Source organism: Chitinophaga agri (assembly GCF_010093065.1).
Taxonomy (GTDB): Bacteria; Bacteroidota; Bacteroidia; order Chitinophagales; family Chitinophagaceae; genus Chitinophaga; species Chitinophaga agri.
In genome coordinates, this window is the sequence record NZ_CP048113.1 from 2,790,854 (window position 1) to 2,812,676 (window position 21,823).

The window sequence follows — 21,823 nt, forward strand, 5'->3', positions numbered from 1 at the left end:
CCGCGACTAACGGCTTTCGAACTGTACGTCACTGTAGACGCCGTTTATTACCAGTGTACCAGACCGGTCATCTGCGCCGGAAGTGGAAGCCGAATATGTTACCTGCGAATTCTTTCTGATATTAGTGACATTCTTCAGGGAAAGCTCTTTTGTAGCTACATCTCCCTGGTTCAGCTGGATCTTCATATGCATATCCAGTCGTTGCGGTATACCTATTTTAATATCAGTATAGGTCAGGCTCAGATCGCCGCCTTTAAAACCTGTGCTGAGTGCTTTCACGGACAGATCTCCATACACCAGCTTACCTGTCACTGCTGATTGCAACTCTGTAAAACGGAAGTCCGTGTAGGTATTCCTTCCATCAAAGGCACCTACCTTATTGATGTTGTATTCATCGTAATTACCGTTGGTAGTCAGTTCGCCTACAGTACCAATATTGTATTCGCAATAGTTGGACCTGGCGGTCAGTTCTCCGATAGCATCACTCTTAAGATTGGAATAGTTTGCCCTGATGCTTACTTTCTCACCCTTTCCAATACGTCCGCGGTCACAGTAATTCAGGTTCAGTTCCAGCATTCTCTCTGCCTGTTTAATATCGTAATTACAATAGTTCAGGCGCATACTTGCCGGGAAAGAAAGCACATCCGTGATCACATCTCCGAAGTTGTTGTCTATCATCAGTTTGGCCAGTCTTTCGGGCACATACATCTCGTAGTCAATATTTACATAATCCTTGGAGTCTTTCTTACCACCCCAGGAAAACCACTTACTGCCTGAGGCAGAAGGGTTGTACTGCGTTTGCAGACTGGCATTATTACCGTTGTTGTTGACGTCGATCTCTACCATGTTGACGATAGAAGTCGCTTCTTCTACAGTCTTTCCAAAACCAGTGATGGTGATGGTGGCTTTTACCTCATTTTTATTCCAGGTATGTACGATGATCTTTCCGTACTTGCTGGCCACGCTCAGTGTTGTATTCGGATTCGTGCTGAATTCCTTTACGATTACCTTTTTAAATTCACTGTCTCCTTTCTTGCCATAGGTGAATATGGGAAGCAATAATAATAACAGGATACTAAATCTCTCTTTCATAATTTGATTGCTTTTGGCTTACCGGCTGTTTTTCCCGCAGCTCTTCTAATATTTTATCCAGCAGGTCCAGCTTCATCTGATAATAGCGGACCATTGCAGCTTTAATCCTTTCATTACCCGGATTCTGCATCAGTTCTGTTTCCAGCATCTGATAAGTTTCATTGCGTAATTCCAGTTCCTTACGGCCGACACTGTCCAGTCCGAGCACTGATGCCGGGTAACTTTTTATTGTCTGCAGACGCTGTTCTATCTGCGAAGTGTAATATGTTTTGGCTTCCTGCATTTCAGGCGACACGTTAATAAGGTGCTGCGATTTTTTCATTTGCAGAAACTGGTAGATCATAACACTATTGACTACCAGCACCAGGATGGCGGCAGCTTTCAGCCAGTGACGGCCGATCATCTGTATCACCCTGTTTTTCTTACGGGGAACCAGCTGCTCTTCTAACTGTGCCCAGATCCGCGAAGGGGGTCCGGCTTCTTCAAATTCCTGACGGTGTTGCCTGACAAAATCTTCAAAACTACTTTCTGGCATCAGCGTATTAATTTTCTTTGTTTTATAATCTGTCTCACTTTATCCTTCGCACGCATGTACTGTGTTTTCACTGTTGACTCAGAAATGTCCAGCATGGAGGCGATTTCTCTATGTGAGTACTCTTCAAATATGTACAAGTTTATTACGGTACGGTAGCCATGCGGTAATACGTGTATCGCATCTTTTATAGCTGCTACCGTCCATGCAAAATCATTTTCGTCTACGATCGTTTCTTCTTCTACATCTATATTGTCCACTTCCTCGAAATATACTTTCTTTCTACGCAGGTGACTTAAGCAATGATTCACGACAATACGTTTGATCCATGCTGTTACGCTACCTGCATTTTCCAGCCGTTCTATATTCTTAAACACCTGCATAAAGGCCTCCTGCAAGGTATCTTCGGCATCTGCCTGATTCCCTGTCATACGCAGACAGATATTATACATTGCTGCAGAATAAGCGTTGTATAACTCACGAAATGCGTGTGTGTCTCCTTTTTTACACCGGGACACCAGGTGGTCTGTTATGGCTGTATTGTTCAAGTTGTTGGCTGATGCTTGCATTATAAAGACATTATTTTGGAAAAAGGTTGCACGGGGAGAGAATATTTTTTGCAAAACGCGGAGAAAGGCATTTATTCAATCACAATAAGCTAACAATCAGTCTCTAACATTTAAAAAAAGGACGCAACCTGAGAACAGGTCACGTCCTATCCATCCTTATATATACCTAAAAACAGGTCAGATTAGTTCCCGTCCTTCACACGGCCCTGTTCGTCTTCCAGGCCGGTTTTGCGGGCGCGGGCTGCTTTCACATTGGTATTTCCGAAACGGTAGTTGAATGTCAGTCTTACCTGACGGCTTTCCCATTTACTGCTAACACCGGTGTAGCGGCCACCATTTTCAAAGTTTCCACGGAAGCGCTGAATATTGAACACATCATTTACGTTCAGCTTCAGACTTCCTTTTTTATTCAGGATCTGTTTGGAGAAACCCAGGTCAACAGCACACATATGTTTCATTCTGAACAGTCCTTCATCAGCGATCTGCGGAGACAGATAGAATACACTCACTTCGGCACTCAGACCTTTAGGCAGTGTGAATGTCTGTTGTGTACGGCCCATGAAACCACCGCTGGAAATATTCACAGACTGGTTATCTACGACAGTCTGGAACTTGTTATAGTAGGCAGACATGTAAGTGAAACTGCTCCACCATTTGGTGATGGTCACCGGGAATGACACGTTCAGGTTCACGATATCAGATTTCGCCACGTTGAGATACTTGTAACGGATATTCAGTGTATCACCTGTTACTACGTCTTTGTCTGCTTCAACGATCTGTGTGATCTTATCTTTTGTATGTGTATATCCGACAGAGGTGGTCAGGAAATGTTTGAACGTATGTGTGAACTCGATACTGTTTGCGTATGATGGTTTCAGATATGGGTTACCTGAGATCAGTGTATATCTGTCAAGGTAGATCTGAAACGGATTCAGGTCTTCGTAATCAGGACGCTGCAGACGGCGGCTGTAAGAGAAGCCCAGCTGATGGTCTTTACTGGCATCATAGCTTACAAATACACTTGGGAACAGGTTGAAATAGCTGGTATCAGTCACCTGGTTCATCGTGATAGAATTACCTTCTATATTGCTCTGCTCAGCGCGCAGTCCCAGTTGTACGTTTACCTTTTTAAACTGTTTCTGATAGTTGATGTAAGCAGCGTTCACGTTCTCCTTATAGATAAAGTGATTGGAACGGTTTCTGTCATACACCCAGTTACCATTACGCAGTGAGTCAAATTTTGCATCGTTATCGGTCTTCACAAAGCTCAGTTTAAAACCAGCCTCCAGTTTTGCCTGGTTACGCAGCGGTTGAACATAGTCGGCCTTGACTGTTTTAATGTCGATGCTGTTAGGCTGACTGTTACGTGTAGAGTCACCACGCATATAGTCTTTGCCGCCAGCATCCCAGATAGTAGAGAAGATATCATTTCCACGTTCTTCTGAGTTACGTGCATAGTCCAGGTCAATGTTCAGCTCTTTACCAGCAGTATCCAGAATGGTCTTGTAGTTAACGTTATACGCAAAACGTTTCCAGGTGCCATCCATATTGGTATGTGTTCTCAGGGTAGAATCGACTCTTGTACCATCACCTATTTTAGTAACTGCTTCTGCAGGTTCGCTGGAATTTCTGAAGCCTGCGTCTACCATCACACCAATAGTATTTCTCTTGTTGATGAAGTAGTCCATACCCACTTTAGCACCATGGTAGTCTGACTTTCTTTTTCTTTCATTGTCCTGGTCAAAAACAGTAGGTCGTCCTTCGATACTACCTGTGCGGTACAAACCAAGGTGCTGCTGGTTTTCACGGTGATTATAGTTATAGGAACCATAGAGATTGAATTTCTCATTACGATGGTTCAGGTTTAATGCACCACCATATTTTGGCGTCAGACCATATGCGCCGAATACAGATACGTTACCGTTACTGCCGACCATTCTGTTCTTCTTCAGTTTGATGTTGATGATCCCGGCGTTGCCAGCTGCGTCATATTTGGCGGAAGGATTGGTGATCAGTTCAATTTGCTCAATATTGCTACTGGGCATACTTTTAAGCAGCTGCGCAACGTCCTGGGAACTCATGTTAGTGAGCTTGCCATCAATCATGATAACAACCCCACTTTTACCTTTCAGATTGATATTATCATCTTTATCTATAGAGACGCCAGGTGATTTTTCCAGTACTTCCATGGCAGTACCACCTGCGCCGACGATGCTGTTCTCAACATTGACGATCATTTTATCGGCTCTCTGCTCGATAAACGGCTTCTTGGCTGTCACATTTATTTCTTTCAGATTCTTGGCATCTGCGCCAAGCACGAGCGACTCGATGGATACCGGCGTGTTACCTTTTACTTCAAAAGGTTTACTGTAAGCTTTGGTCATGCCAACATAAGCTGCGGCGATGAGGTACTTACCCTGTTTTACCTGTTCGAACTCATATTTACCCTCGATATCTGCGACAGCGCCTTTTACCAGGGAGGAATCTTTTGCTTTCAGTAACGTAATAGTTGCAAATTCTACAGGTTTTTCACCTGCCTGTAATACCCGGCCGGAGATCCGGGCTGTTTCGATACTTTGTGCCTGGATGGTTTTAATGCTACACAGAAGTAAAAATGAGGCCAACAATGTAGTGGTCGATTTCATATAAGGAGGATTTAAATTTATTATAGGTTTTAAACTAGCTATTTATTTACATAGAACCGTTCTAACTACAGAACCTTTCTTAAACAACTACAGTGTAAAGGTAGGTAGTTTGCATTGCATAGTACATAGTTTTACACAAACGGTTCCCAAATAGGGATGATTGGTAAAAGTTTGATAAAGTTTTTAGGAACTTATACTAAAGACGACTGAGATCAGCTTTCGTTGCAGAAAAAAAATTATAACAATAAAAAAGGCGCTGCCTGGTGGCAACGCCTTTATAATATGATGTGAAGATCCTGCTTATGACCATATGATACTTTCCAGTATATGGGGTAGCAGGGATTGTATCTTTTCAAAAAGTAGTCTTTCCTCCTTTCTGATATGTAATTCAAGACTGCGGGCCAGTACGTCCATCGCAGCGATCATATCAGTATTATCTGTCAGCGCGCTGTACATACGGGAGATCTGCTGGTGCTCCAGGATGAGCTCCTGAATCAGCTGATCTATTTCAGGATGATGACCGGTACACATTTCGAAAAGGTATTCTTCCTTCTGGATATGCGGTACCATGATTTCCTGGAACACTTTTACAATGTAGGCCAGCTTGGCATTGGTTTCTAGTGGGAACCCCTCATAAGCTGCTGCGTCATTCTTCAGATAGCGGCAAACGAATAAGAGACGTTGATGTTCCTGCGATAAGGGTATCAGGACTGGATGTCTTTGCATAATCAGACTGCTGGTTTTGCTGCTTTATTTATTTTGCGGCAATACCAGATCAAACCTGCACCACCAATCACCATTAAAGAGGAGATGATCTCAGCCTGTGTAGGGTGAAATCCGAAGATGTCATACTTAGTATTCACCCTGATCTTCTCAACAAAGAAACGCTCTAAACCATTGAAGATAAGATAGATACCAAAAACCACACCTGGTACGGTCACTCTCTTACGTACGGCATATAATATACCGAACAATATCAGGCAGGCGATAATTTCATACAATGCAGTCGGATAAACAGCTACTGGCAATACACTGCAATATTTTCCTGTGCAGCCAGCCATCTGAACCCCTTCATTAATTACGTTATGTGGATAACCGTATGCGAAAAACCAGTCCGGCAGGAAACTCAGTCCTGCAGGCTTAGGAAAAGGTGCATGCGGAATATGTTCGATACTTGCATATTGTCTGGAGAAGAATTGCTGACTTGCCTGCACCATTTGCTGGAACCTGGTAGGATCAGCTGGCACGACTTTACCTGCAGCATCTGTTACATAACTGCTGTTATAGATACCCCAGTCACCGTCCCCTGAGAAGTGACATCCCATACGGCCAATAGCATATGCCAGCATTAGTGCCGGCGCTGAACTATCAATCAGCTGCCACACATTAATCCCTTTCCTGACAGCATAACGAATGATCACTACCGCTGCTACGATAAGACCACCGTAGAAGGTAAGTCCACTGAAGGAAAGCAGGGAACCGATCGGGTCCTGTGAAAAGTCATTCCAGTTTTCCAGATTATGAAATATCTTGGCGCCCAGCAGTCCGGCAACAGCCGCCATTACGATAATGTCAGGTACACGCTGGTGGGGCATTACAATAACAGTCTCTTCTTTCGGCGTGGCTTTCTCCTGTTTTTTGCCAGTGCGGAATTTGCTATAGGCCAAAATGCCACCAAGCAGTAAACCACCCAGCACACTTCCTTTAGCAGATAACATATATGATTGCAGGTCCTGAGAAGCCTCTGCCCAGTCTAGTGCCAGTCCGAGTATTTTAAATCCCAGAATAAATCCGAGCACGCCGTGGAACAGTACCTCTCCAGCAGTAACCGGTTTGCCGGTAATGATAGTCTCAGGTACACCTTTCAGCCAACCTAACTTTTCCCTTCTTTTCAGTTCATTGGTCAATACGTAAGCACCAGCCAGGAAGGCTATAGCAACAAAGAATCCGAATGTTTGTAACAGTTTGAATACAGGGATTTCTATGCCAAAAAGGTCTTTAAACGCGTAATATAGATTAGGATACATGGCAAAAAAAAATTGGTGATCTGAATTTTCCTATGAACAAAGCCGAATTAGTCAAACGGAAAATCAAACCACCAAAGTAAGCTGTAAAAATTACAAATTCCAAATCATAATCCCTTTTTCTATTGCGTAAACAATATATTAACAGACAACAGGGAAAGGATTATGATCCGGAAACTTGTCCTTAGCAATATTCTGCGAAAGCGTCCACCAGGTTTGCAGCGATCATCTGCGCAGGACGTCCTTCAATCATATGACGCTCAATAAAGTGAACCAGCTGTCCATCTTTAAATAAAGCGATAGCAGGAGAAGATGGAGGATAAGGCAACAGGTGAGCGCGGATCTGCTGGATCGCAGCCAGATCAAAACCTGCAAAGCTGGTAGTTAATCTGTCTGGTTTCTTCTCACTGTGAGCAACTGCCAGTAATACACCTGGACGCGCGCTACCTGCGGAGCAACCACACACGGAATTGATCATAACCAGGGTAGTACCTTCTTTCTTTAAGATCTCATCCACTTTCTCAGGTGTCAGCAATTCTTCAAAACCATTATCTGTTAATTCTGCCTTCATGGGCTTTACTAGTTCTGCTGGATACATATAACTACAATTTTTTTTGTTCGATAGTTTTGACAAAGTTAAATCATTCAGCAGATAAATAGAAAAACTTGAATAGATATGACTATATGTCATATAAAATAACTACATACAGACAAAAAGTCTCTTCTATAACAGTGTTTTATAGCAAAATAGCAGCTTTTATGCCATGGTATTCCATTTGCATATACCCAATTGTTCAAATTTTAAAACAAACTCAAAAAATTATAAGTTATGACATTCGTAAAATTCAACCAGGCTCCTGCAGTAAAATCTTTCAACGGATTAGTAGAAGACATCTTTAATAATGCAGGTTTCAACAGATTCCTGAAAGACGACGTTCACACCAATGATTTTTATGGTGCTTACCCTCCGGTGAACATCACAGAAACTAAAGAGGGCTATCAGGTAGACTTACTGGTTCCTGGTTTCTCTAAAGAAGACATTAAGATCAATCTTGACAACAAAGTATTGAGCATCAGCGCAGAAAAGGCCCCCGAGCAGAAAGACGAAAATCAGAAACAATTACGCAGAGAATTTAGCTTCCGTTCATTCAAACGTTCCTTTACGGTAAATGAGCAGGTGGATGCTGAAAAGATCCAGGCGAAATATGAAAATGGCGTACTCAGATTGCAGCTGGCGAAGAAAGAAAAAGTGCAGGATGCAGCAAAAGCAATTGTAGTTGAATAAGTAGAAGGGTTGGATAACGTGTGAAAATCCCCTCCCCTCCGGGAGGGGATTTTTTTATTTATAAGGCATAGCCGCCATTCAAATAATTCACACAAACGTTGAAGAGTGAAAATCTTTTTAAAGGATAATTTGCTCATATAACCGTATGGCTATGCTGCAGTTGACGAATAAAATATATTTAATGGCTTTAAACACCTACCGCACAATAGGGAATGCAGTGATTGGCAAGGTGTTACACGTTACAACGGACTCCAAAGACCGGTGTAATGCGAGGCTGTTGTTTGACTATGTATTCTTCCATCTGCTGCTTTTGATCCCTAAATACCTGATTGGTCTCTACACACGAAATACAACGGAACTGTTATTAAGCACTGCATTCCTGGTGACACTCATCAGTTGTCTTTTACTGGTCAGAAAAGGTGTGCCTGTCAAGACCATCAGTATTCTTGCTGCATTCCTTACATTGATCATCCCGGCAGCGTGTTCTTTTCTAAATAGTCAGGACCTGTCTCCCAGATATTCTATGGTATGGATCGTCAGCATCCTGTTCTGCTATATTGCGACAGACATAAGAGCTACACTCATACTGGGTGGTCTGCTTTGCGGTTACCTGTCACTGGTAGCCTGGATCCAGGTGAATCATATTAGTGTATACAGTACACCTGGATTCACGCCGGAACAAAGCCTGACGTTCAATCCTATTCTGACCGCCTTTTATATATTATTCCTGATCCGCGTATTGGGGGCGCATTATAAGAACATCTTTATTACTGAACACGAACGCACCCTACAGAAGCAAAAACAACATTCTTCCCTGCTGAGCCAGCACCTGACGAAACAGTTTATTATCCTGAAAGGACTGTCCCGTTCAGGCAAATCAAAATATCTGGACGGTAACAAGGAATTACTGGAAGCCTGTCTTGTAGAAATTGAAAAGCAATGTGAGACGGCTATCAGTTATCTCGATAACGGGACACCCTCAGATAATTAAGGTCAAGTCCGCAGGGTACACTTCCGTGTGAGCACTTTCCCCCAATGATAAAGAAGTGTTAAAAAAATTACAACTTTCGGGTATTTCTTAGGAGTCAGGCCGGTCATATCTTTGTGATGTAAACAACAGGGTTCTATTATCCCTATACACCGACTGATATCCCTATACACCGACTGCGTCTTATCTCCCTGTACACCACAACCTTTTATCCCTTCGCTGGTCTTATTTTCCTTTATGCTTTGATGGTAAACCTATGCCATGGAAAGGCTCTTCTGCATAAGGGGAGCCTATTTTTTTTATTAATAATCAGGAATTAAGATTGGAATTGAATACAGCGAACACAGGGGAATGAATTCGTACAGATTACTTTTTCTATTTCGCTTACAGCTGTATCTGTAAAATAAAACGGACCTGAGTGGGGAAGAAATGCTAGCGTTCTAATTGTGGCAAAAAGAAACCCCGCGAAAAATCGCGGGGTATTTCAGTGGATTACTAACCCATTTTTTTAATAACCCAAAATCTTCAACATACTTTGGGCAGTTTGTTCCTTGGCATAGAGCCAGTCTTTCAGTTGCCCGTTTTTGTCATATCCAATGACCACATGTTTCGGTGAAGGGATCAGACAGTGTTTGATACCGCCATATCCACTTAACTGGTCCTGATAAGCACCTGTATGAAAGAAACCAATGTATAATGGTTCCTCTCCACCTACTTTCGGCAGGAACACCGCATTTATATGTTCTTCAGATGTATAAAAGTCATGTCCATCACAGGTCAGCCCGCCCAGATGTACCTCCTGGTACTCCTGATCCCACTTATTAATAGGCAGCATGAGGAACTTTTCACCGATACCCCATGTATCAGGGAGGGTGGTAATGAAGGAACTATCGATCATATACCAGTTCTCTCTGTCGTTCTGTGTCTTCTCGCCTACCACACTGTATATGACAGCGCCACTTTCACCTACTGTGAAGGAACCAAATTCAGTATAGATATGCGGAACGGCTACCTTGTTCTTCTTACAAACAGACTTAATATTGGCAACGATCTCGTTTACAATGTAATTGTAATCGTAATCGAAACCCAGTGAATGTTTGATCGGGAAACCGCCACCGATATTGATACTATCCAGCTCAGGGCAGATCTTCTTTAACTGACAGTAGAGGTTTAACACACGGTTAAACTGGCTCCAGTAGTAAATATCATCTTTAATACCCTTGTTCATGAAGAAATGCAGCATTTTCAGCTCAAATCTTTCATTCCCTTTCAGCTTATCGATATAAAACTCCAGTACATCACGGGAGCGAATACCTAATCTGGATGTATAGAAATCAAAGGTAGGCTCTTCCTCTGCTGCGATACGCAAACCGAGTTTCGTCTTATCCTTTGTACGTACAAACTTCTTATAATCCTCCAGTTCCTCTTTGTTATCCAGTACCGGAATCACATTACGGAAACCAGAATTGATCAGACGAGCGATCGCTTTGGTATAAGGCTTGGTCTTAAAACCATTACATATAACAAACGTATCCTTGTTGATCTTCTTCCTTTCATACAACTTCGTTATAATATCGATGTCATACGCAAAGGAAGTCTCGATATGAATACCATGCTTTAGCGTCTCCTCCATTATAAAGGAGAAATGCGAACTTTTGGTGCAATAACAGTAGTAGTAGTTGCCGTCGTACCTGTTCTTCTTAATTGCATCCTGGAACATTTTCTTCGCCTTGTTGATCTGCATACCGATTTTCGGCAGATACGTCAGCTTGAAAGGTGTTCCGTACTTGTCTATCAAAGCCTTGATATTCACCCCATTAAATTCCAGGTAGTTATCCTGAACATCAAAACCTTCCTGTGGAAATTCGAAGGTTTGGTTAACGAGATCTGTGTAGGTGCTGTTCATTTAAACCTATCAAACGTTTTAAGGATTAGTAAAAAGCCATCACAACCCTCGCTGGAAAACTCCTGGTTTACACACCTACGTCAGTTCGGAACCCAGCAAAATTGGTTGCAAAGCTAAATATTTTGTGTTATTAGCCGGGCAAAAAGTTTCTTTTTTTTTAAAACGGTTAAATATTATGCTAAAACGTTACGTTTCAGTTTTTTATCACGTAATCCGCATCATATTTCACCGCTATTTGATCAGCTCCAGACTGCGCTTTCCTTCACAGAAAATCAGGTCCAGAATACTCATGTCGGGCAGGAAACCAACGCGGTCCTGAAACACCTGAGTATACCTGACGGTGTCCTCCCCAATCTCTTTTTCAGACGGCCTGATCACATCCCTGGCATCCGTAATATGGCTATCAGCTTCATAAGATTTCCTATACTCCTCGGTGAACGCTATCGGCATTTGAACACCAATAATTCTATTGGCCCATTCCAGACAGGTGTTGTTCCAGTCCAGCAGAAATGATACCGGTTTTTCATATAATGCTCCCAGCTCGTCCTCATAATACTCAAACCAGGGAGAACGACGGTAGGCAGATACGAGCGTCTTCCAGTGTAATGCCTGCCAGCGGTCAGCATTGCTGATACGTACATCCTTCATGACCGTCCGCTGGTTTTTTCCACGCGCCAGCGGAACGCTTAACAGTATACTTCCGTTCGGTCCTGCTATGTAGCAACGGTTCCGGTAACTCAGCTTCTGGTAATGTTCATGCTGCTCTATCTGCAGGTTATCGTGATTTGTTAAAGCCTTGTAGAAGGAAATACTTGGAAAATACTGTGTTTCAATGAGTAATGTCCTCTTACTTGCGTCAGCTGCCATGTAGTCTATATTGGTAAATTATCGCTAAAAGTGTATGTCTCAATAAGTTAATTAGTCTGTGTTTTATTTCCTGGTAAGTACCATTAAGTTTATGATACACAGCTCATAGTAGCATTATAAATATACTAGCCCCTTTAGCATGCTTCTATTTCACCGAAAAGTTACGAAGGCGCAAATTTACTAAACTAATTAGTACCTTTTTTGTTCAATTTGCCTACAACCGTCTACTTAAAGTAAAATATTAAGGTTGTGATTTTAAAGAGGTTAAAACTTTCCTAATTCCCGGCCACTGCTTTTGCCATCTCTGGGGTTTGCCGTAGGTTTGCCAAAAATCTTCATGAAGTTTTTAAGACTCGGCATTATCATTCTAACAATCTGGGGCGTAGCAAGTTCATGCGAGAAAGCGAAAGATCTTGAGTTTGTAAGAGTAGCAGGTATTAACTTTGACAATCTGGGCTTTTCCAAAAGTATTGTAAGGCTGACCCTCGCTTATTACAATCCGAATAATTTCAAACTGAAATTAAAAGACGCTTCTTTCGATCTTTTTATGGATGACAACCTCGTTGGTCACTCCCTCCAGGATACAATGATTGCTATTCCGGCCAAAGACACCTTTTACTTTCCGGTCAAACTGGAAGTGAACATGGACAATGTCTTCAAGAATGCGCTGGGCGCCCTGATGAATAAAGAGGTGACCATTAAAGCAACCGGAAACTGCAAAGTGGGTAAAGGCGGCGTCTACCTGCCCTTTCCTATCAAATGCGAAACAAAACAGCCGCTTAAGTTTTTCTGATCATAACCGTGTAAAACTAAAAAGGCCTCGTTGCAATGCAACCGAGGCCTTTCTTTTTAATACGTTCTGTAGTACTAGTGTTTCTTATCACTATGACCACCATCTTCCGGCTTCTTACAGCAGGTAGGCAGTTTAGTGTAAGATTCTTCATTAGCAGTTACGTTATCTGCATCGTACCCTGCATTCGCAATAGCAGTCTTAACGTTCTCTATATTAGTACGATCGCTGAAGAACTTCACAGTGGTAATGCCTTTCTTGAAATCTACTTTAGACGTCTGAACGCCTTCTTCTCTTGAAAGGTACTTTTCTATGCGATTTTTACATTGTTCGCACTGCACAGTTGGGGTACTGATCTTAGCTGTTACCAGTGTACCCTTCTTAGTCTGAGCCACTGTAACGCCGATACCCGCAAATAATAATACCAATACTAATTTGATGATACGCATAATTTACTTTTTACAACCCTAATATAACGAATACTTATTAACTGAAAGGACGTTTTGGGAAGAATGGCTTACAATGCTGGTGTTGCATTCCATTTGTCCGGTGCACTTCTCCACGCTTCCAGCGTAGCCTGCTCTTCCGGAGAAACCATTCCCTTCTCAACTGCCAGTTCTATCAGCGCACTGTAGTTGCTCAGCGAATAGAAAGGCACTTTTGCTTCCGCGAATGCTTTCACAGCAACATCAAATCCATAGTTGAAAATAGACACCATACCAATCACTTCTCCACCCGCAGCACGGATCGCATTTACCGCTTCAAGGCTGCTCTTACCGGTAGAGATCAGGTCTTCCACCACTACCACAGGCTGTCCTGGCTGCAGCACACCCTCGATGAGGTTACCCATACCATGTTCTTTCGCCTTTGCCCTTACATATATAAAAGGCAGTTTCAGCTGATCGGCTACCAGCGCACCCAATGGAATACCACCGGTAGCTACGCCGGCCAGTACTGCTGCATCCTGGAATGTTTCAAATACCACATTGCATAACTCTGATTTCACATAGTCGCGCACATAAGGGTAAGATAATATCTTACGGTTATCGCAGTAAATAGGCGATTTCCAGCCGGAAGCCCATGTGAAAGGCTCGGAAGGACGTAATTTTACTGCCTGTATCTGGAGCAGTTTCTCTGCTACCTGTTTTTCGCTGATCGTACTCATAGTGGCAAAATTAATTAATTACAGTTTACATTTGCGACATGCAAACAGATACTGTTATTTATCTTAATGAACGTCCCCTGCTGATCACCGCTACTCACCAGGGTATTCCGGAAAAATACAAGGATGCTCCCTTGTATACGGAACCGGACGCTGCTACTGTAGAATCGGTATTACAGGCCCTTGAGACGGGAAAATCAGAAGCTGCTATTTTCATCCACCCGGATGCACCAGCCCTGGTAGAAAAAGTGAAAACATATTTTCATGTGCTGGTAGCTGCCGGCGGTCTGATCACCAACCAGGAGGAAGAAGTACTACTGATGTTCCGCCGTGGTAAATGGGACCTCCCGAAAGGCAAACAGGACCCGGGCGAAAACCTGGAAACAGCCGCGATCAGGGAAGTAGCCGAAGAAACCGGCCTTCACAATGTGACCTTAGAACATAAAATCGGGGAAACCTTCCATTTTTATACCTGGAAAGAGAAAAGGACGCTGAAACATACCTATTGGTATAAGATGAAATTCACCGGCACCGAACTAACCGTGCCTCAGATAGAAGAAGATATTATCGATATACAGTGGATTAAACCGGAGCACCTGGGAAAATACATGAAGTTCTCTTATCAGAATATTATCGACGTCTTCACAAAAGAAGGATATGCGATATAAATTTTAAAGGCTTAATGCGTACTGCATTAAGCCTTTTTATCTCTTACAGCCACAGTTAACCGGCTGATACATATCAGTTTATTATCATCATCGCAAATACGGATATCCCACACGTGTGTCGTTGCACCTATATGCAATGGCTTTGCTATAGCATGGACGTACCCATCAGTCACTCCCCTCAGATGATTCGCATTAATATCCAGTCCTACACAGATCTGTTTCTTCGGATCGATGATCAATGAAGAAGCCACACTACCCACTGTTTCTGCCAGTGCTGCTGACGCGCCGCCGTGCAGTAATCCGTAAGGTTGTCTTGTACGCTCATTGACTGGCATAATCATACGCAGATAATCCGGTCCGATCTCTGTAAATTCCATACCCAGATGCGCAGACATCGTATTTGCACCGCTTTCGTTCAGTTGGTCAAGGGATACATTCAGAGAGTGCCATATCGGTTTCATGAGTGCAGACGCATTAAAAGTGAAAAATGGTTATGATCTGAGCTGACGGAGGATATTTGCAGGCAGCAGCTGTGAAGCATCTCCGCCATAGCGCAATACATCTCTTACCAGTGAAGAAGCAAGGGTAGAATAACGGGGTGAGCAACTCAGAAAGATCGTCTCAATATTTTCATCCATCATCCTGTTCACGTCGGCAATCGCCTTCTCGTATTCAAAGTCACCGATACTACGGATACCACGCAATATAAACTGTGCGCCGATCTCCTTACAGGTTTTAACGGTTAGTCCCTCATAGGAGATCACCTTAACCTTCGGACGGTCGCTATAGATCTCGCGTATCCACTCCATACGCTGTTCCAAAGGAAACATGGGGGTTTTGGCAGAATTGACACCAACACCTACCACTATTTCATCGAAAAGGTCCAGTGAACGGTCTATGATATCAGTATGTCCAAGTGTGATCGGATCAAAAGTGCCCGGGAATAAGCAAATACGTTTCATGCCTGTTTATTTTTTCAGCTCCTCCCTGTTGATGAAGATCGAAAAGATCGTCGTACCATAGTTACGTTCACTACGGTAGTATGAGTAATTCTTATAGTTATTGCGCGGAGTATGTTCCAGTACAAACCACCCTTCCGGTTCCAGCAGCCCGCGTTCAAACACGATCAGCGGCAGCTGATCGATCGTAGTAAGGGCATACGGTGGACCGGCAAAGATGAAGTTGAACTTCTCCGTACACTGTTCAAGATATTTGAACACGTCCATACGCTGCAATTTCAATGGCACCTCCAGTGACTGCGCTGTTTTCTGTATGAAATCAGCCATATTCGGATCTTTCTCCACAATAGTCAGGTCGGTCACTCCTCTTGAAGCCAGCTCATAGCTGATACTACCTGTTCCACCGAAGATATCCAGCGTTTTCAGTGATTCAAACTCCAGGTTGTTCTCCAGGATGTTGAATAGTCCGCCTTTTGCAATATCTGTTGTAGGTCTGGTATGCGGCATGTGTGCTGGCGGCTGAAACCGCAATCCTCCCTTCTCTCCGCCGATTATACGCATAACGCCATCGCATAAAGATTGTTAAAGTAATAGCCCGGGATCTCTTCCATTTTCGGAATGTACCAGAAGCCCGACAAACGCGGCATCCATTCCAGCTTAGGTATAAAACGGCGCAGCTCCTCATGGATCTGCGAGTCGGACGTTACCGCCCCTCCTACCTTTACCTTCACCAGTTGCTCGTCGAGGCCTGTCTGACGTAATATATTCACCAGGTGATATACCACGTCCAGTCCTGTCTGGCTGGATACGTCCTGCTGTATCAGCAGTTTGCCAAACCTGAAAATGGTCAGTGAGAACTTATGCTGCTGAATATCAACATAAGCGACGCCATTGAGTTCCAGGAAATCATTATCAAAACGATAAGACTTCAGTAATCCCGTATTAGCGTGGATCACTTTGTCTGTCGAAAATTCTTTTCTGAGGAAGCCCATTACATCCTTGTCCACCGAATAGATATTCACCAGCTGCTGCTCGCTCAATACATCTGCCAGCACCAGTTCCTGGGTCTGTTCAGGGTAAATAACATGCAGATAGTCCTTTTTCAGGGATGGATTATAGTGCGGCTCCGGCACTAATGTACTGTTAACGCCATCAAAGGCCAGCTGTACCAGGTTGAAATTGGTAAACAGCAGCTTGTCTGCATCGAATATCTGTTCAATCATCTGCAGATCTGCGGTAGCAGTCTTCTGGGGCAGAAAATGATAAGATTTCAATGCCAGGAACTTTTTCGCTGACGGATTGTACACCACATAACTGAACGTCCCCTTTCCTATTAGAACAAGCAGCTGGCAGGAAGTTAGGTCCGTCTCGAGCAGAGAAGCATCATCCGCAGCAAAGGCTGGATGAATTTTATAAGACACAGACATTATTAATACATTAGATATGGCACAATAATAACCAAAAAACGTGACTTTTGCTCCTATGCAGTTTGAAGTATCCACACGGCAGATTATAAAAATCGCCGCTCCTATATGCCTGGCTCTCATTATTCCACAGATAAATCATATGACTAATACAGCTTTCCTGGGTCGGCTGGGGGAGTTTGAGCTCGCTGCAAACGGGATTGCAGGTATTTATTATCTGGTGATGTACATGGTCGCCTATGGCCTGAATAATGGTTTACAGGTACTGATCGCCCGACGTGCCGGCCAGCTGAATACAACAGGTATCGGGCAACTTTTTTCAAATGGCATACAACTGGGACTTGCGTCTTCGTTTCTCGTGATCGCACTGACGCTGTTCCTGGCGCCCTGGTTCTTCTCCCAAACATTGCACAATCAGCATATATACGAAGCCGCCCTCTCTTTTATACGTATCCGCATCTGGGGACTCCCCTTTCTGATGCTGTTAAGCATGGCGAACGCCTTTTATATAGGAAGTGGTCACTCGAAAGTGCTGGCGGTCACCTCTTTATGCCAGGAGATGGTCAATATCTTTTCTGATTATGTACTGATCTTCGGAAAACTGGGATTACCGGCAATGGGACTGAACGGGGCAGCCGTTGCCTCTGTGCTGGCGGAAGGTACTGGCCTGTTTGTCGCCTACGCTATTCTGTTCGGGAAGAGTTACCATAAAAAATACCTGCTATTCACCTATCTGAAGCCATCCTGGCCCATCATGCGCAGCATCCTGACCATATCTGCTCCACTGATCGTACAGTTCCTCTTCAGCATCGGCAGCTGGTTTATCTTCTTCATTTTCATCGAGCACCTGGGTGAGCGCCCGCTGGCCATCTCCAATATGCTAAGAAGTATCTTCGGATTTTTTGGTGTCTTTACCTGGTCTCTGGCCGCCACCTGTAACACAATGGTCAGCAACGTGATCGGTCAGGGTAAGTCAGAACTGGTCTTTAAAGCGATCAGAAAGATCGTGGTCATCAGCCTGATCTGTGCTATAACCGTATGTATACTGGTGAACCTGTTTCCGCATACCATCTTACAGATCTACACAACAGATAAACCACTGATCGCTGAAGCCATTCCATCTGTACGTATCATTACCCTCAGCACCATCCTGATGGCTGTTTCAGGTGTGGTACTGAGCGCGGTGACCGGTACCGGCAATACAAGGATCAACCTCGGCATCGAATTCGCCGCGGTCATTGGGTATCTCTTATATTGTAGTATTGTAGTAGAGCAGTGGCGTAGTCCGCTATATATCGCCTGGCTGGCTGATTTCTTTTACTGGACCATCATCTTTGTACTCTGCTTCCTCTACCTGCGAAGCGGCAGGTGGAAAGCAAAATCCATCTGATCATTACTCCATGGCTTCCAGCATCTTTTTACAGGCAGCTTTAACAGCCGGATCATCCTGGTAAATGGGACGTAAAGTAACGGCCTTTCTCAGTATCTCTATCGATTTCTCCAGCTCTTCCTTGTCCTTATAGGCTTTGGCAAGATCATGGTAGTTAACCAGCAGAGAAGCGTCCAGCTTACGGCATTTCTCGAAATTGGCGATGGCATTATCCAGAGAACCTTCTGGTAGTCCGCCGAACAGCACTTTGGCCGCGGCTTTTTCCAGGGCATTCATATTGGCCATGTCATAATTCAGTTTGCCGAGCACATAATAGGCTTTAGCATAATTCGGGTTGAACTTGATCGCCAGTTCAGCGTACCTTTTCACCTCTTTATAGGCAGCTACCTTCTCCTTCGCCCCTTGTGTAGTAGCGACGCGACCTAACGCCACAGCCATCACATAGTTGGCTTCGGCATTCTCAGGTGCCAGTTTGATAGCCTGTTCTGCATAATTCTTAGCCTCTGTATAACTACGTGTTCTCTCGTCTTTGTCAGTCGCTCTGCTTCCCTCACAGGCACTCAGTTCACTGGCGCCTGCCAGGGCCGCAATATTGTCAGCCTGTACTTTCAACGCGTCTTTGTAAAGGGCCAATGCAGCAGGCTCCTTCATCTGTTTCTCCAGTTGTCTTGCCTGGTCGACCATTTCATCGGCAGTCTGTGCATAGGTGAAAGCGGATACCAGCAATAAAGCAGCGAATGTAAATACCTTAAACATAGGGCGGAATTTTACACATGTTAAATTAACTAAATTTAACGCTTTATCTACAGACAGTCCATACCACATATGTATTAATCTGTTTGTGGAGGGAAGCGGTTATTTAGTAGTTCTTTTCAAGCGTTACTATGGAGTTACGTACGGAAGCGCCCATAGGTGGGTTCATTTTTTTCAGAGAAATAACAGCACGCTTAATTTCAGGATATTTCTCTTTTACAGCATCACTGATGCTGTATACAACCTGCTCCAGCAGCGGCTGCGGGATGGCCATGATCTTCTTAACAACGTTATAAAGTCCCTGGTAATTAACAGTTTCAGAGATCGTATCGATATGGTGCGTACCGGGAATAGTGACAAACAGGTCTACGACAAAATCATTTCCAATCACGCGTTCTTCGGGATAAAGACCATGAAAGGCGCGGAAAGTGGCTTGTTCGAGTCCAACTGTAAGCATTATTAATCAGGAATTAGGAATTAAGAATTGGGTATTGAGCAGCCTTTAGAATATAAAAGCAGGATGGCTTGCCTCGGTGTTAATAATAATCTGGGAAACATCATCCTGCGGCATAACTAACCTCAATATCCATCACATGACTATTGTAAAAGAAATTAGGAATTACGAATCAGGCAATTAACTGAAGCTCAATTCCTGATTCGTAATTCCTAATTCCCAATTAATTATAAACCCATGGCAGATAAATATCTTTCTGCATCCAGGGCAGCCATACAGCCACTGCCTGCAGCAGTTACTGCCTGACGGTAGATCTTATCCTGTACGTCACCGCAGGCGAATACGCCTTCCAGATTAGTACGGGAGGAACCCGGTACAGTTTTGATATACCCCTGCTCATCGAGTTCCAGGTAATCCTGGAATATATCAGAGTTTGGCTTGTGACCGATTGCGACGAAGAAAGCGCTTACCGGAACGGTAGTTTCTTCGTTCTTGGCAGTGTTCAGCAGGCGAACAGCTTCCACTTTATTTTCACCTAATACTTCCTGGGTTTCAGTGTTCCAGTATACAATGATGTTGGAAGTTTTCAGTACACGGTCCTGCATTACTTTAGACGCGCGCATTTCATGGCGGCGTACGATCATATGAACGTTGCTACACATTTTAGACAGGTAAAGTGCTTCTTCGGCAGCGGTATCACCGGCACCGACGATCGCTACTTCCTTACCACGGAAGAAGAATCCGTCGCAAACAGCGCAGGCAGATACACCGCTACCGTTCAGACGTTGCTCGGACGGCATTCCAAGCCATTTAGCGGAAGCACCGGTAGCTATGATGATCGCATCAGCGGTCATTACTTTGGATTCGTCTATTGTTACTTTATATGGTTTGCTGCTGAAATCTACAGAAGTTGCCATACCAAAGCGGATATCCGCACCCATGCGGGCAGCCTGTTTTTCGAAGTCCACCATCATTTCAGGCCCCTGAATACCTTCAGGATACCCCGGATAGTTTTCTACTTCTGTGGTGATGGTCAGCTGACCACCTGGCTGAATACCCTGATAAAGTACAGGTTTAAGATTTGCTCTGGCTGCGTATATGGCGGCAGTGTACCCTGCTGGTCCGGAACCTACTATCAATAAATGTACATGTTCCTGTTGGTTAGTTTCCATGCTTACTATGTAATATTAATAAGGTATAATGATCGTTTATGAATGTCCGTATCTGTACCGGCTCACATGATAATTAGCGGAAAACGCTTTAATGATGTGGTCTGCAAAAATACGTATCCCCATAAAATAAAAAACACCGGCTATAAAATTACAGCCGGTGCATCTATATAAAGTTATAGATCTATGATTTGAATAGCAACTAAATGCCTATCCTCTTCTCCTACATCCTACCGGATTAACCCAGGTAAGATTTCAGTGCTCCGCTGTAGCGGGCTTTTTGCAGCCTTTTAATGGCGCGTTCCTTAATCTGACGAATTCTTTCCTTTGTCAGGTCGTACTTCTGACCGATTTGTTCAATCGTTGCTCCATTCTCTCCATCCAGACCAAAGTATGCGTTGACGATTTCCGCTTCGCGGGGGCTGAGAGATTTCAGCACACGGCGGATCTCTTCACGCAGTGAATCACGCATTACATCATCATCAGTGATATCGCCACCTTCCAGCAGGTCACCCATAGCTACGTCTTCTGCTTCGTGAACAGGAGCATCGAGGGACATGTGACGGGTATTGCTCTGGAAGATATTGTTGATCTCAGATTCAGACATTTCCAGGATCTCTGCCAACTCTTCAGTTGACGGTTCTCTTTCATTTTCCTGCTCGAAAGCCATGTAGGCCTTGTTAGCTTTATTGTAAGTGCCGATTTTATTCTGCGGCAGACGAACCAGACGGCCCTGTTCTGCTAAAGCCTGCAGTATGGACTGACGGATCCACCACACAGCATAAGAAATGAATTTGAACCCTTTCGTTTCATCGAACCTCTGCGCAGCTTTGATCAGGCCTAGATTGCCCTCATTTATGAGGTCGCTGAGGCTTAAGCCCTGGTGCTGATACTGCTTTGCTACTGATACCACGAAACGAAGGTTTCCTGTAGTTAAACGTTCAAGAGCCTTCTGGTCACCCATCTTAATGCGTTGCGCCAGAACAGTCTCTTCCTCAGGTGTTAACAAAGGGATCTTTGAAATCTCCTGCAGGTATTTTTCTACCGCCTGAGAATCACGGTTTGTGATCTGGGTGGCAATTTTAAGTTGCCTCATATTGAAAGTTTATTAGTTTATAAATTGAATAACATCAAAAGAATTTTTTT

Annotated in this window: 24 protein-coding genes; 5 read left to right on the plus strand and 19 right to left on the minus strand. The window is 43.8% G+C overall.

Translation table 11 applies throughout. The annotated features are described in order from the left end of the window. Positions 1-6: 6 nt before the first annotated feature. The 7 genes from GWR21_RS10835 to GWR21_RS10865 all read right to left on the minus strand — a co-directional run bounded on the left by GWR21_RS10835 (position 7) and on the right by GWR21_RS10865 (position 7,460). Entirely contained in the window at positions 7-1,092 is a 1,086-nt protein-coding gene (locus GWR21_RS10835) for a hypothetical protein (protein WP_162331762.1), read from the minus strand. Further along, positions 1,076-1,627 (minus strand): hypothetical protein, encoded by a 552-nt coding sequence (locus GWR21_RS10840; RefSeq protein ID WP_162331763.1) that lies wholly within the window; start codon positions 1,625-1,627, stop codon positions 1,076-1,078. Before GWR21_RS10840 ends, GWR21_RS10835 begins: the two co-directional genes overlap by 17 nt. Beyond that, positions 1,627-2,193 (minus strand): RNA polymerase sigma factor, encoded by a 567-nt coding sequence (locus GWR21_RS10845; RefSeq protein WP_162331764.1) that lies wholly within the window; start codon positions 2,191-2,193, stop codon positions 1,627-1,629. The genes GWR21_RS10840 and GWR21_RS10845 overlap by 1 nt, the downstream gene beginning before the upstream one ends. A 182-nt stretch (positions 2,194-2,375) precedes the next feature. Then, positions 2,376-4,838, minus strand: a complete 2,463-nt coding sequence (locus GWR21_RS10850) for an outer membrane beta-barrel family protein (protein WP_162331765.1) — start codon at positions 4,836-4,838, stop codon at positions 2,376-2,378. Between the two features lie 300 nt (positions 4,839-5,138). Continuing rightward, complete coding sequence (locus GWR21_RS10855; protein ID WP_162331766.1) at positions 5,139-5,564, minus strand: hemerythrin domain-containing protein; 426 nt, start codon at positions 5,562-5,564, stop codon at positions 5,139-5,141. A 2-nt stretch (positions 5,565-5,566) separates the two neighbouring features. Next, positions 5,567-6,865 (minus strand): prolipoprotein diacylglyceryl transferase, encoded by a 1,299-nt coding sequence (locus GWR21_RS10860; protein ID WP_162331767.1) that lies wholly within the window; start codon positions 6,863-6,865, stop codon positions 5,567-5,569. Between the two features lie 181 nt (positions 6,866-7,046). Beyond that, positions 7,047-7,460, minus strand: coding sequence for a BrxA/BrxB family bacilliredoxin (locus tag GWR21_RS10865; protein ID WP_162331768.1), 414 nt, complete (start codon positions 7,458-7,460; stop codon positions 7,047-7,049). A gap of 231 nt (positions 7,461-7,691) precedes the next feature. Here GWR21_RS10865 and GWR21_RS10870 point away from each other — a divergent pair, with 231 nt between their 5' ends. Continuing rightward, entirely contained in the window at positions 7,692-8,147 is a 456-nt protein-coding gene (locus GWR21_RS10870; protein WP_162331769.1) for an Hsp20/alpha crystallin family protein, read from the plus strand. A gap of 181 nt (positions 8,148-8,328) precedes the next feature. After that, the gene (locus tag GWR21_RS10875) at positions 8,329-9,138 is read left to right on the plus strand and encodes a hypothetical protein (RefSeq protein WP_162331770.1); all 810 of its coding nucleotides are present in this window, start codon (positions 8,329-8,331) and stop codon (positions 9,136-9,138) included. 505 nt (positions 9,139-9,643) lie between these two features. Here the strand turns inward: GWR21_RS10875 and GWR21_RS10880 are convergent. Both GWR21_RS10880 and GWR21_RS10885 read right to left on the minus strand, forming a co-directional pair. Then, positions 9,644-11,041: a type III PLP-dependent enzyme domain-containing protein gene (locus tag GWR21_RS10880; protein ID WP_162331771.1), complete on the minus strand. Its 1,398-nt coding sequence runs from the start codon at positions 11,039-11,041 to the stop codon at positions 9,644-9,646. A 231-nt stretch (positions 11,042-11,272) separates the two neighbouring features. Then, entirely contained in the window at positions 11,273-11,908 is a 636-nt protein-coding gene (locus tag GWR21_RS10885) for a WbqC family protein (protein ID WP_162331772.1), read from the minus strand. A 337-nt stretch (positions 11,909-12,245) separates the two neighbouring features. Here GWR21_RS10885 and GWR21_RS10890 point away from each other — a divergent pair, with 337 nt between their 5' ends. Continuing rightward, the gene (locus GWR21_RS10890) at positions 12,246-12,701 is read left to right on the plus strand and encodes an LEA type 2 family protein (protein ID WP_162331773.1); all 456 of its coding nucleotides are present in this window, start codon (positions 12,246-12,248) and stop codon (positions 12,699-12,701) included. A gap of 74 nt (positions 12,702-12,775) precedes the next feature. Here GWR21_RS10890 and GWR21_RS10895 read toward each other — a convergent pair whose 3' ends face one another. Then, positions 12,776-13,147, minus strand: a complete 372-nt coding sequence (locus tag GWR21_RS10895; RefSeq protein WP_162331774.1) for a heavy-metal-associated domain-containing protein — start codon at positions 13,145-13,147, stop codon at positions 12,776-12,778. 68 nt (positions 13,148-13,215) lie between these two features. Further along, the gene (pyrE, locus tag GWR21_RS10900; RefSeq protein ID WP_162331775.1) at positions 13,216-13,863 is read right to left on the minus strand and encodes an orotate phosphoribosyltransferase; all 648 of its coding nucleotides are present in this window, start codon (positions 13,861-13,863) and stop codon (positions 13,216-13,218) included. 38 nt (positions 13,864-13,901) lie between these two features. On the opposite strand from pyrE, the gene GWR21_RS10905 reads away from it, so the two are divergent. Further along, positions 13,902-14,528, plus strand: a complete 627-nt coding sequence (locus GWR21_RS10905) for an NUDIX hydrolase (protein ID WP_162331776.1) — start codon at positions 13,902-13,904, stop codon at positions 14,526-14,528. Between the two features lie 26 nt (positions 14,529-14,554). Here the strand turns inward: GWR21_RS10905 and GWR21_RS10910 are convergent, their stop codons facing one another. The 4 genes from GWR21_RS10910 to GWR21_RS10925 are packed head-to-tail and all read right to left on the minus strand — an operon-like array spanning position 14,555 to position 16,908. Then, entirely contained in the window at positions 14,555-14,989 is a 435-nt protein-coding gene (locus GWR21_RS10910) for a hotdog fold thioesterase (RefSeq protein WP_162331777.1), read from the minus strand. 30 nt (positions 14,990-15,019) lie between these two features. Then, positions 15,020-15,490, minus strand: coding sequence for a pantetheine-phosphate adenylyltransferase (gene coaD, locus GWR21_RS10915; protein WP_162331778.1), 471 nt, complete (start codon positions 15,488-15,490; stop codon positions 15,020-15,022). Positions 15,491-15,496: 6 nt separating this feature from the next. Beyond that, on the minus strand, positions 15,497-16,048 hold the full coding sequence (locus tag GWR21_RS10920) for an RsmD family RNA methyltransferase (protein ID WP_162331779.1): 552 nt from the start codon (positions 16,046-16,048) through the stop codon (positions 15,497-15,499). After that, on the minus strand, positions 16,039-16,908 hold the full coding sequence (locus tag GWR21_RS10925) for a DUF3822 family protein (RefSeq protein WP_162331780.1): 870 nt from the start codon (positions 16,906-16,908) through the stop codon (positions 16,039-16,041). The genes GWR21_RS10920 and GWR21_RS10925 overlap by 10 nt, the downstream gene beginning before the upstream one ends. Before the next feature lie 61 nt (positions 16,909-16,969). Between GWR21_RS10925 and GWR21_RS10930 the strand changes: the two genes are divergently transcribed. After that, positions 16,970-18,301, plus strand: a complete 1,332-nt coding sequence (locus GWR21_RS10930; protein ID WP_262888496.1) for an MATE family efflux transporter — start codon at positions 16,970-16,972, stop codon at positions 18,299-18,301. Positions 18,302-18,304: 3 nt separating this feature from the next. Here the strand turns inward: GWR21_RS10930 and GWR21_RS10935 are convergent, their stop codons facing one another. From GWR21_RS10935 to GWR21_RS10950, 4 genes are all read right to left on the minus strand, one after another. Next, positions 18,305-19,057 carry a tetratricopeptide repeat protein gene (locus tag GWR21_RS10935; RefSeq protein ID WP_162331782.1) on the minus strand — a complete coding sequence of 251 codons (753 nt, stop codon included), beginning with the start codon at positions 19,055-19,057 and terminating at the stop codon, positions 18,305-18,307. A gap of 103 nt (positions 19,058-19,160) precedes the next feature. Continuing rightward, positions 19,161-19,511, minus strand: coding sequence for a dihydroneopterin aldolase (folB, locus tag GWR21_RS10940; protein ID WP_162331783.1), 351 nt, complete (start codon positions 19,509-19,511; stop codon positions 19,161-19,163). A 224-nt stretch (positions 19,512-19,735) separates the two neighbouring features. Beyond that, on the minus strand, positions 19,736-20,680 hold the full coding sequence (gene trxB / locus GWR21_RS10945; RefSeq protein WP_162331784.1) for a thioredoxin-disulfide reductase: 945 nt from the start codon (positions 20,678-20,680) through the stop codon (positions 19,736-19,738). A gap of 235 nt (positions 20,681-20,915) precedes the next feature. Further along, on the minus strand, positions 20,916-21,773 hold the full coding sequence (locus GWR21_RS10950) for a sigma-70 family RNA polymerase sigma factor (RefSeq protein ID WP_012793808.1): 858 nt from the start codon (positions 21,771-21,773) through the stop codon (positions 20,916-20,918). Positions 21,774-21,823 lie beyond the last annotated feature (50 nt).

Bases quoted from the DNA above. Each gene is read 5' to 3' on its own strand.
- GWR21_RS10850 (WP_162331765.1), bottom strand. From the start codon at position 4,838: ATGAAATCGACCACTACATTGTTGGCCTCATTTTTACTTCTGTGTAGC.
- GWR21_RS10835 (WP_162331762.1), bottom strand. From the start codon at position 1,092: ATGAAAGAGAGATTTAGTATCCTGTTATTATTATTGCTTCCCATATTC.
- GWR21_RS10860 (WP_162331767.1), bottom strand. From the start codon at position 6,865: ATGTATCCTAATCTATATTACGCGTTTAAAGACCTTTTTGGCATAGAA.
- GWR21_RS10875 (WP_162331770.1), top strand. From the start codon at position 8,329: ATGGCTTTAAACACCTACCGCACAATAGGGAATGCAGTGATTGGCAAG.
- pyrE (WP_162331775.1), bottom strand. From the start codon at position 13,863: ATGAGTACGATCAGCGAAAAACAGGTAGCAGAGAAACTGCTCCAGATA.
- GWR21_RS10905 (WP_162331776.1), top strand. From the start codon at position 13,902: ATGCAAACAGATACTGTTATTTATCTTAATGAACGTCCCCTGCTGATC.
- GWR21_RS10910 (WP_162331777.1), bottom strand. From the start codon at position 14,989: ATGAAACCGATATGGCACTCTCTGAATGTATCCCTTGACCAACTGAAC.
- GWR21_RS10895 (WP_162331774.1), bottom strand. From the start codon at position 13,147: ATGCGTATCATCAAATTAGTATTGGTATTATTATTTGCGGGTATCGGC.
- GWR21_RS10930 (WP_262888496.1), top strand. From the start codon at position 16,970: ATGCAGTTTGAAGTATCCACACGGCAGATTATAAAAATCGCCGCTCCT.
- coaD (WP_162331778.1), bottom strand. From the start codon at position 15,490: ATGAAACGTATTTGCTTATTCCCGGGCACTTTTGATCCGATCACACTT.
- GWR21_RS10865 (WP_162331768.1), bottom strand. From the start codon at position 7,460: ATGTATCCAGCAGAACTAGTAAAGCCCATGAAGGCAGAATTAACAGAT.
- GWR21_RS10950 (WP_012793808.1), bottom strand. From the start codon at position 21,773: ATGAGGCAACTTAAAATTGCCACCCAGATCACAAACCGTGATTCTCAG.
- GWR21_RS10870 (WP_162331769.1), top strand. From the start codon at position 7,692: ATGACATTCGTAAAATTCAACCAGGCTCCTGCAGTAAAATCTTTCAAC.
- GWR21_RS10890 (WP_162331773.1), top strand. From the start codon at position 12,246: ATGAAGTTTTTAAGACTCGGCATTATCATTCTAACAATCTGGGGCGTA.
- GWR21_RS10920 (WP_162331779.1), bottom strand. From the start codon at position 16,048: ATGCGTATAATCGGCGGAGAGAAGGGAGGATTGCGGTTTCAGCCGCCA.
- folB (WP_162331783.1), bottom strand. From the start codon at position 19,511: ATGCTTACAGTTGGACTCGAACAAGCCACTTTCCGCGCCTTTCATGGT.
- trxB (WP_162331784.1), bottom strand. From the start codon at position 20,680: ATGGAAACTAACCAACAGGAACATGTACATTTATTGATAGTAGGTTCC.
- GWR21_RS10840 (WP_162331763.1), bottom strand. From the start codon at position 1,627: ATGCCAGAAAGTAGTTTTGAAGATTTTGTCAGGCAACACCGTCAGGAA.
- GWR21_RS10880 (WP_162331771.1), bottom strand. From the start codon at position 11,041: ATGAACAGCACCTACACAGATCTCGTTAACCAAACCTTCGAATTTCCA.
- GWR21_RS10885 (WP_162331772.1), bottom strand. From the start codon at position 11,908: ATGGCAGCTGACGCAAGTAAGAGGACATTACTCATTGAAACACAGTAT.
- GWR21_RS10855 (WP_162331766.1), bottom strand. From the start codon at position 5,564: ATGCAAAGACATCCAGTCCTGATACCCTTATCGCAGGAACATCAACGT.
- GWR21_RS10845 (WP_162331764.1), bottom strand. From the start codon at position 2,193: ATGCAAGCATCAGCCAACAACTTGAACAATACAGCCATAACAGACCAC.
- GWR21_RS10935 (WP_162331782.1), bottom strand. From the start codon at position 19,057: ATGTTTAAGGTATTTACATTCGCTGCTTTATTGCTGGTATCCGCTTTC.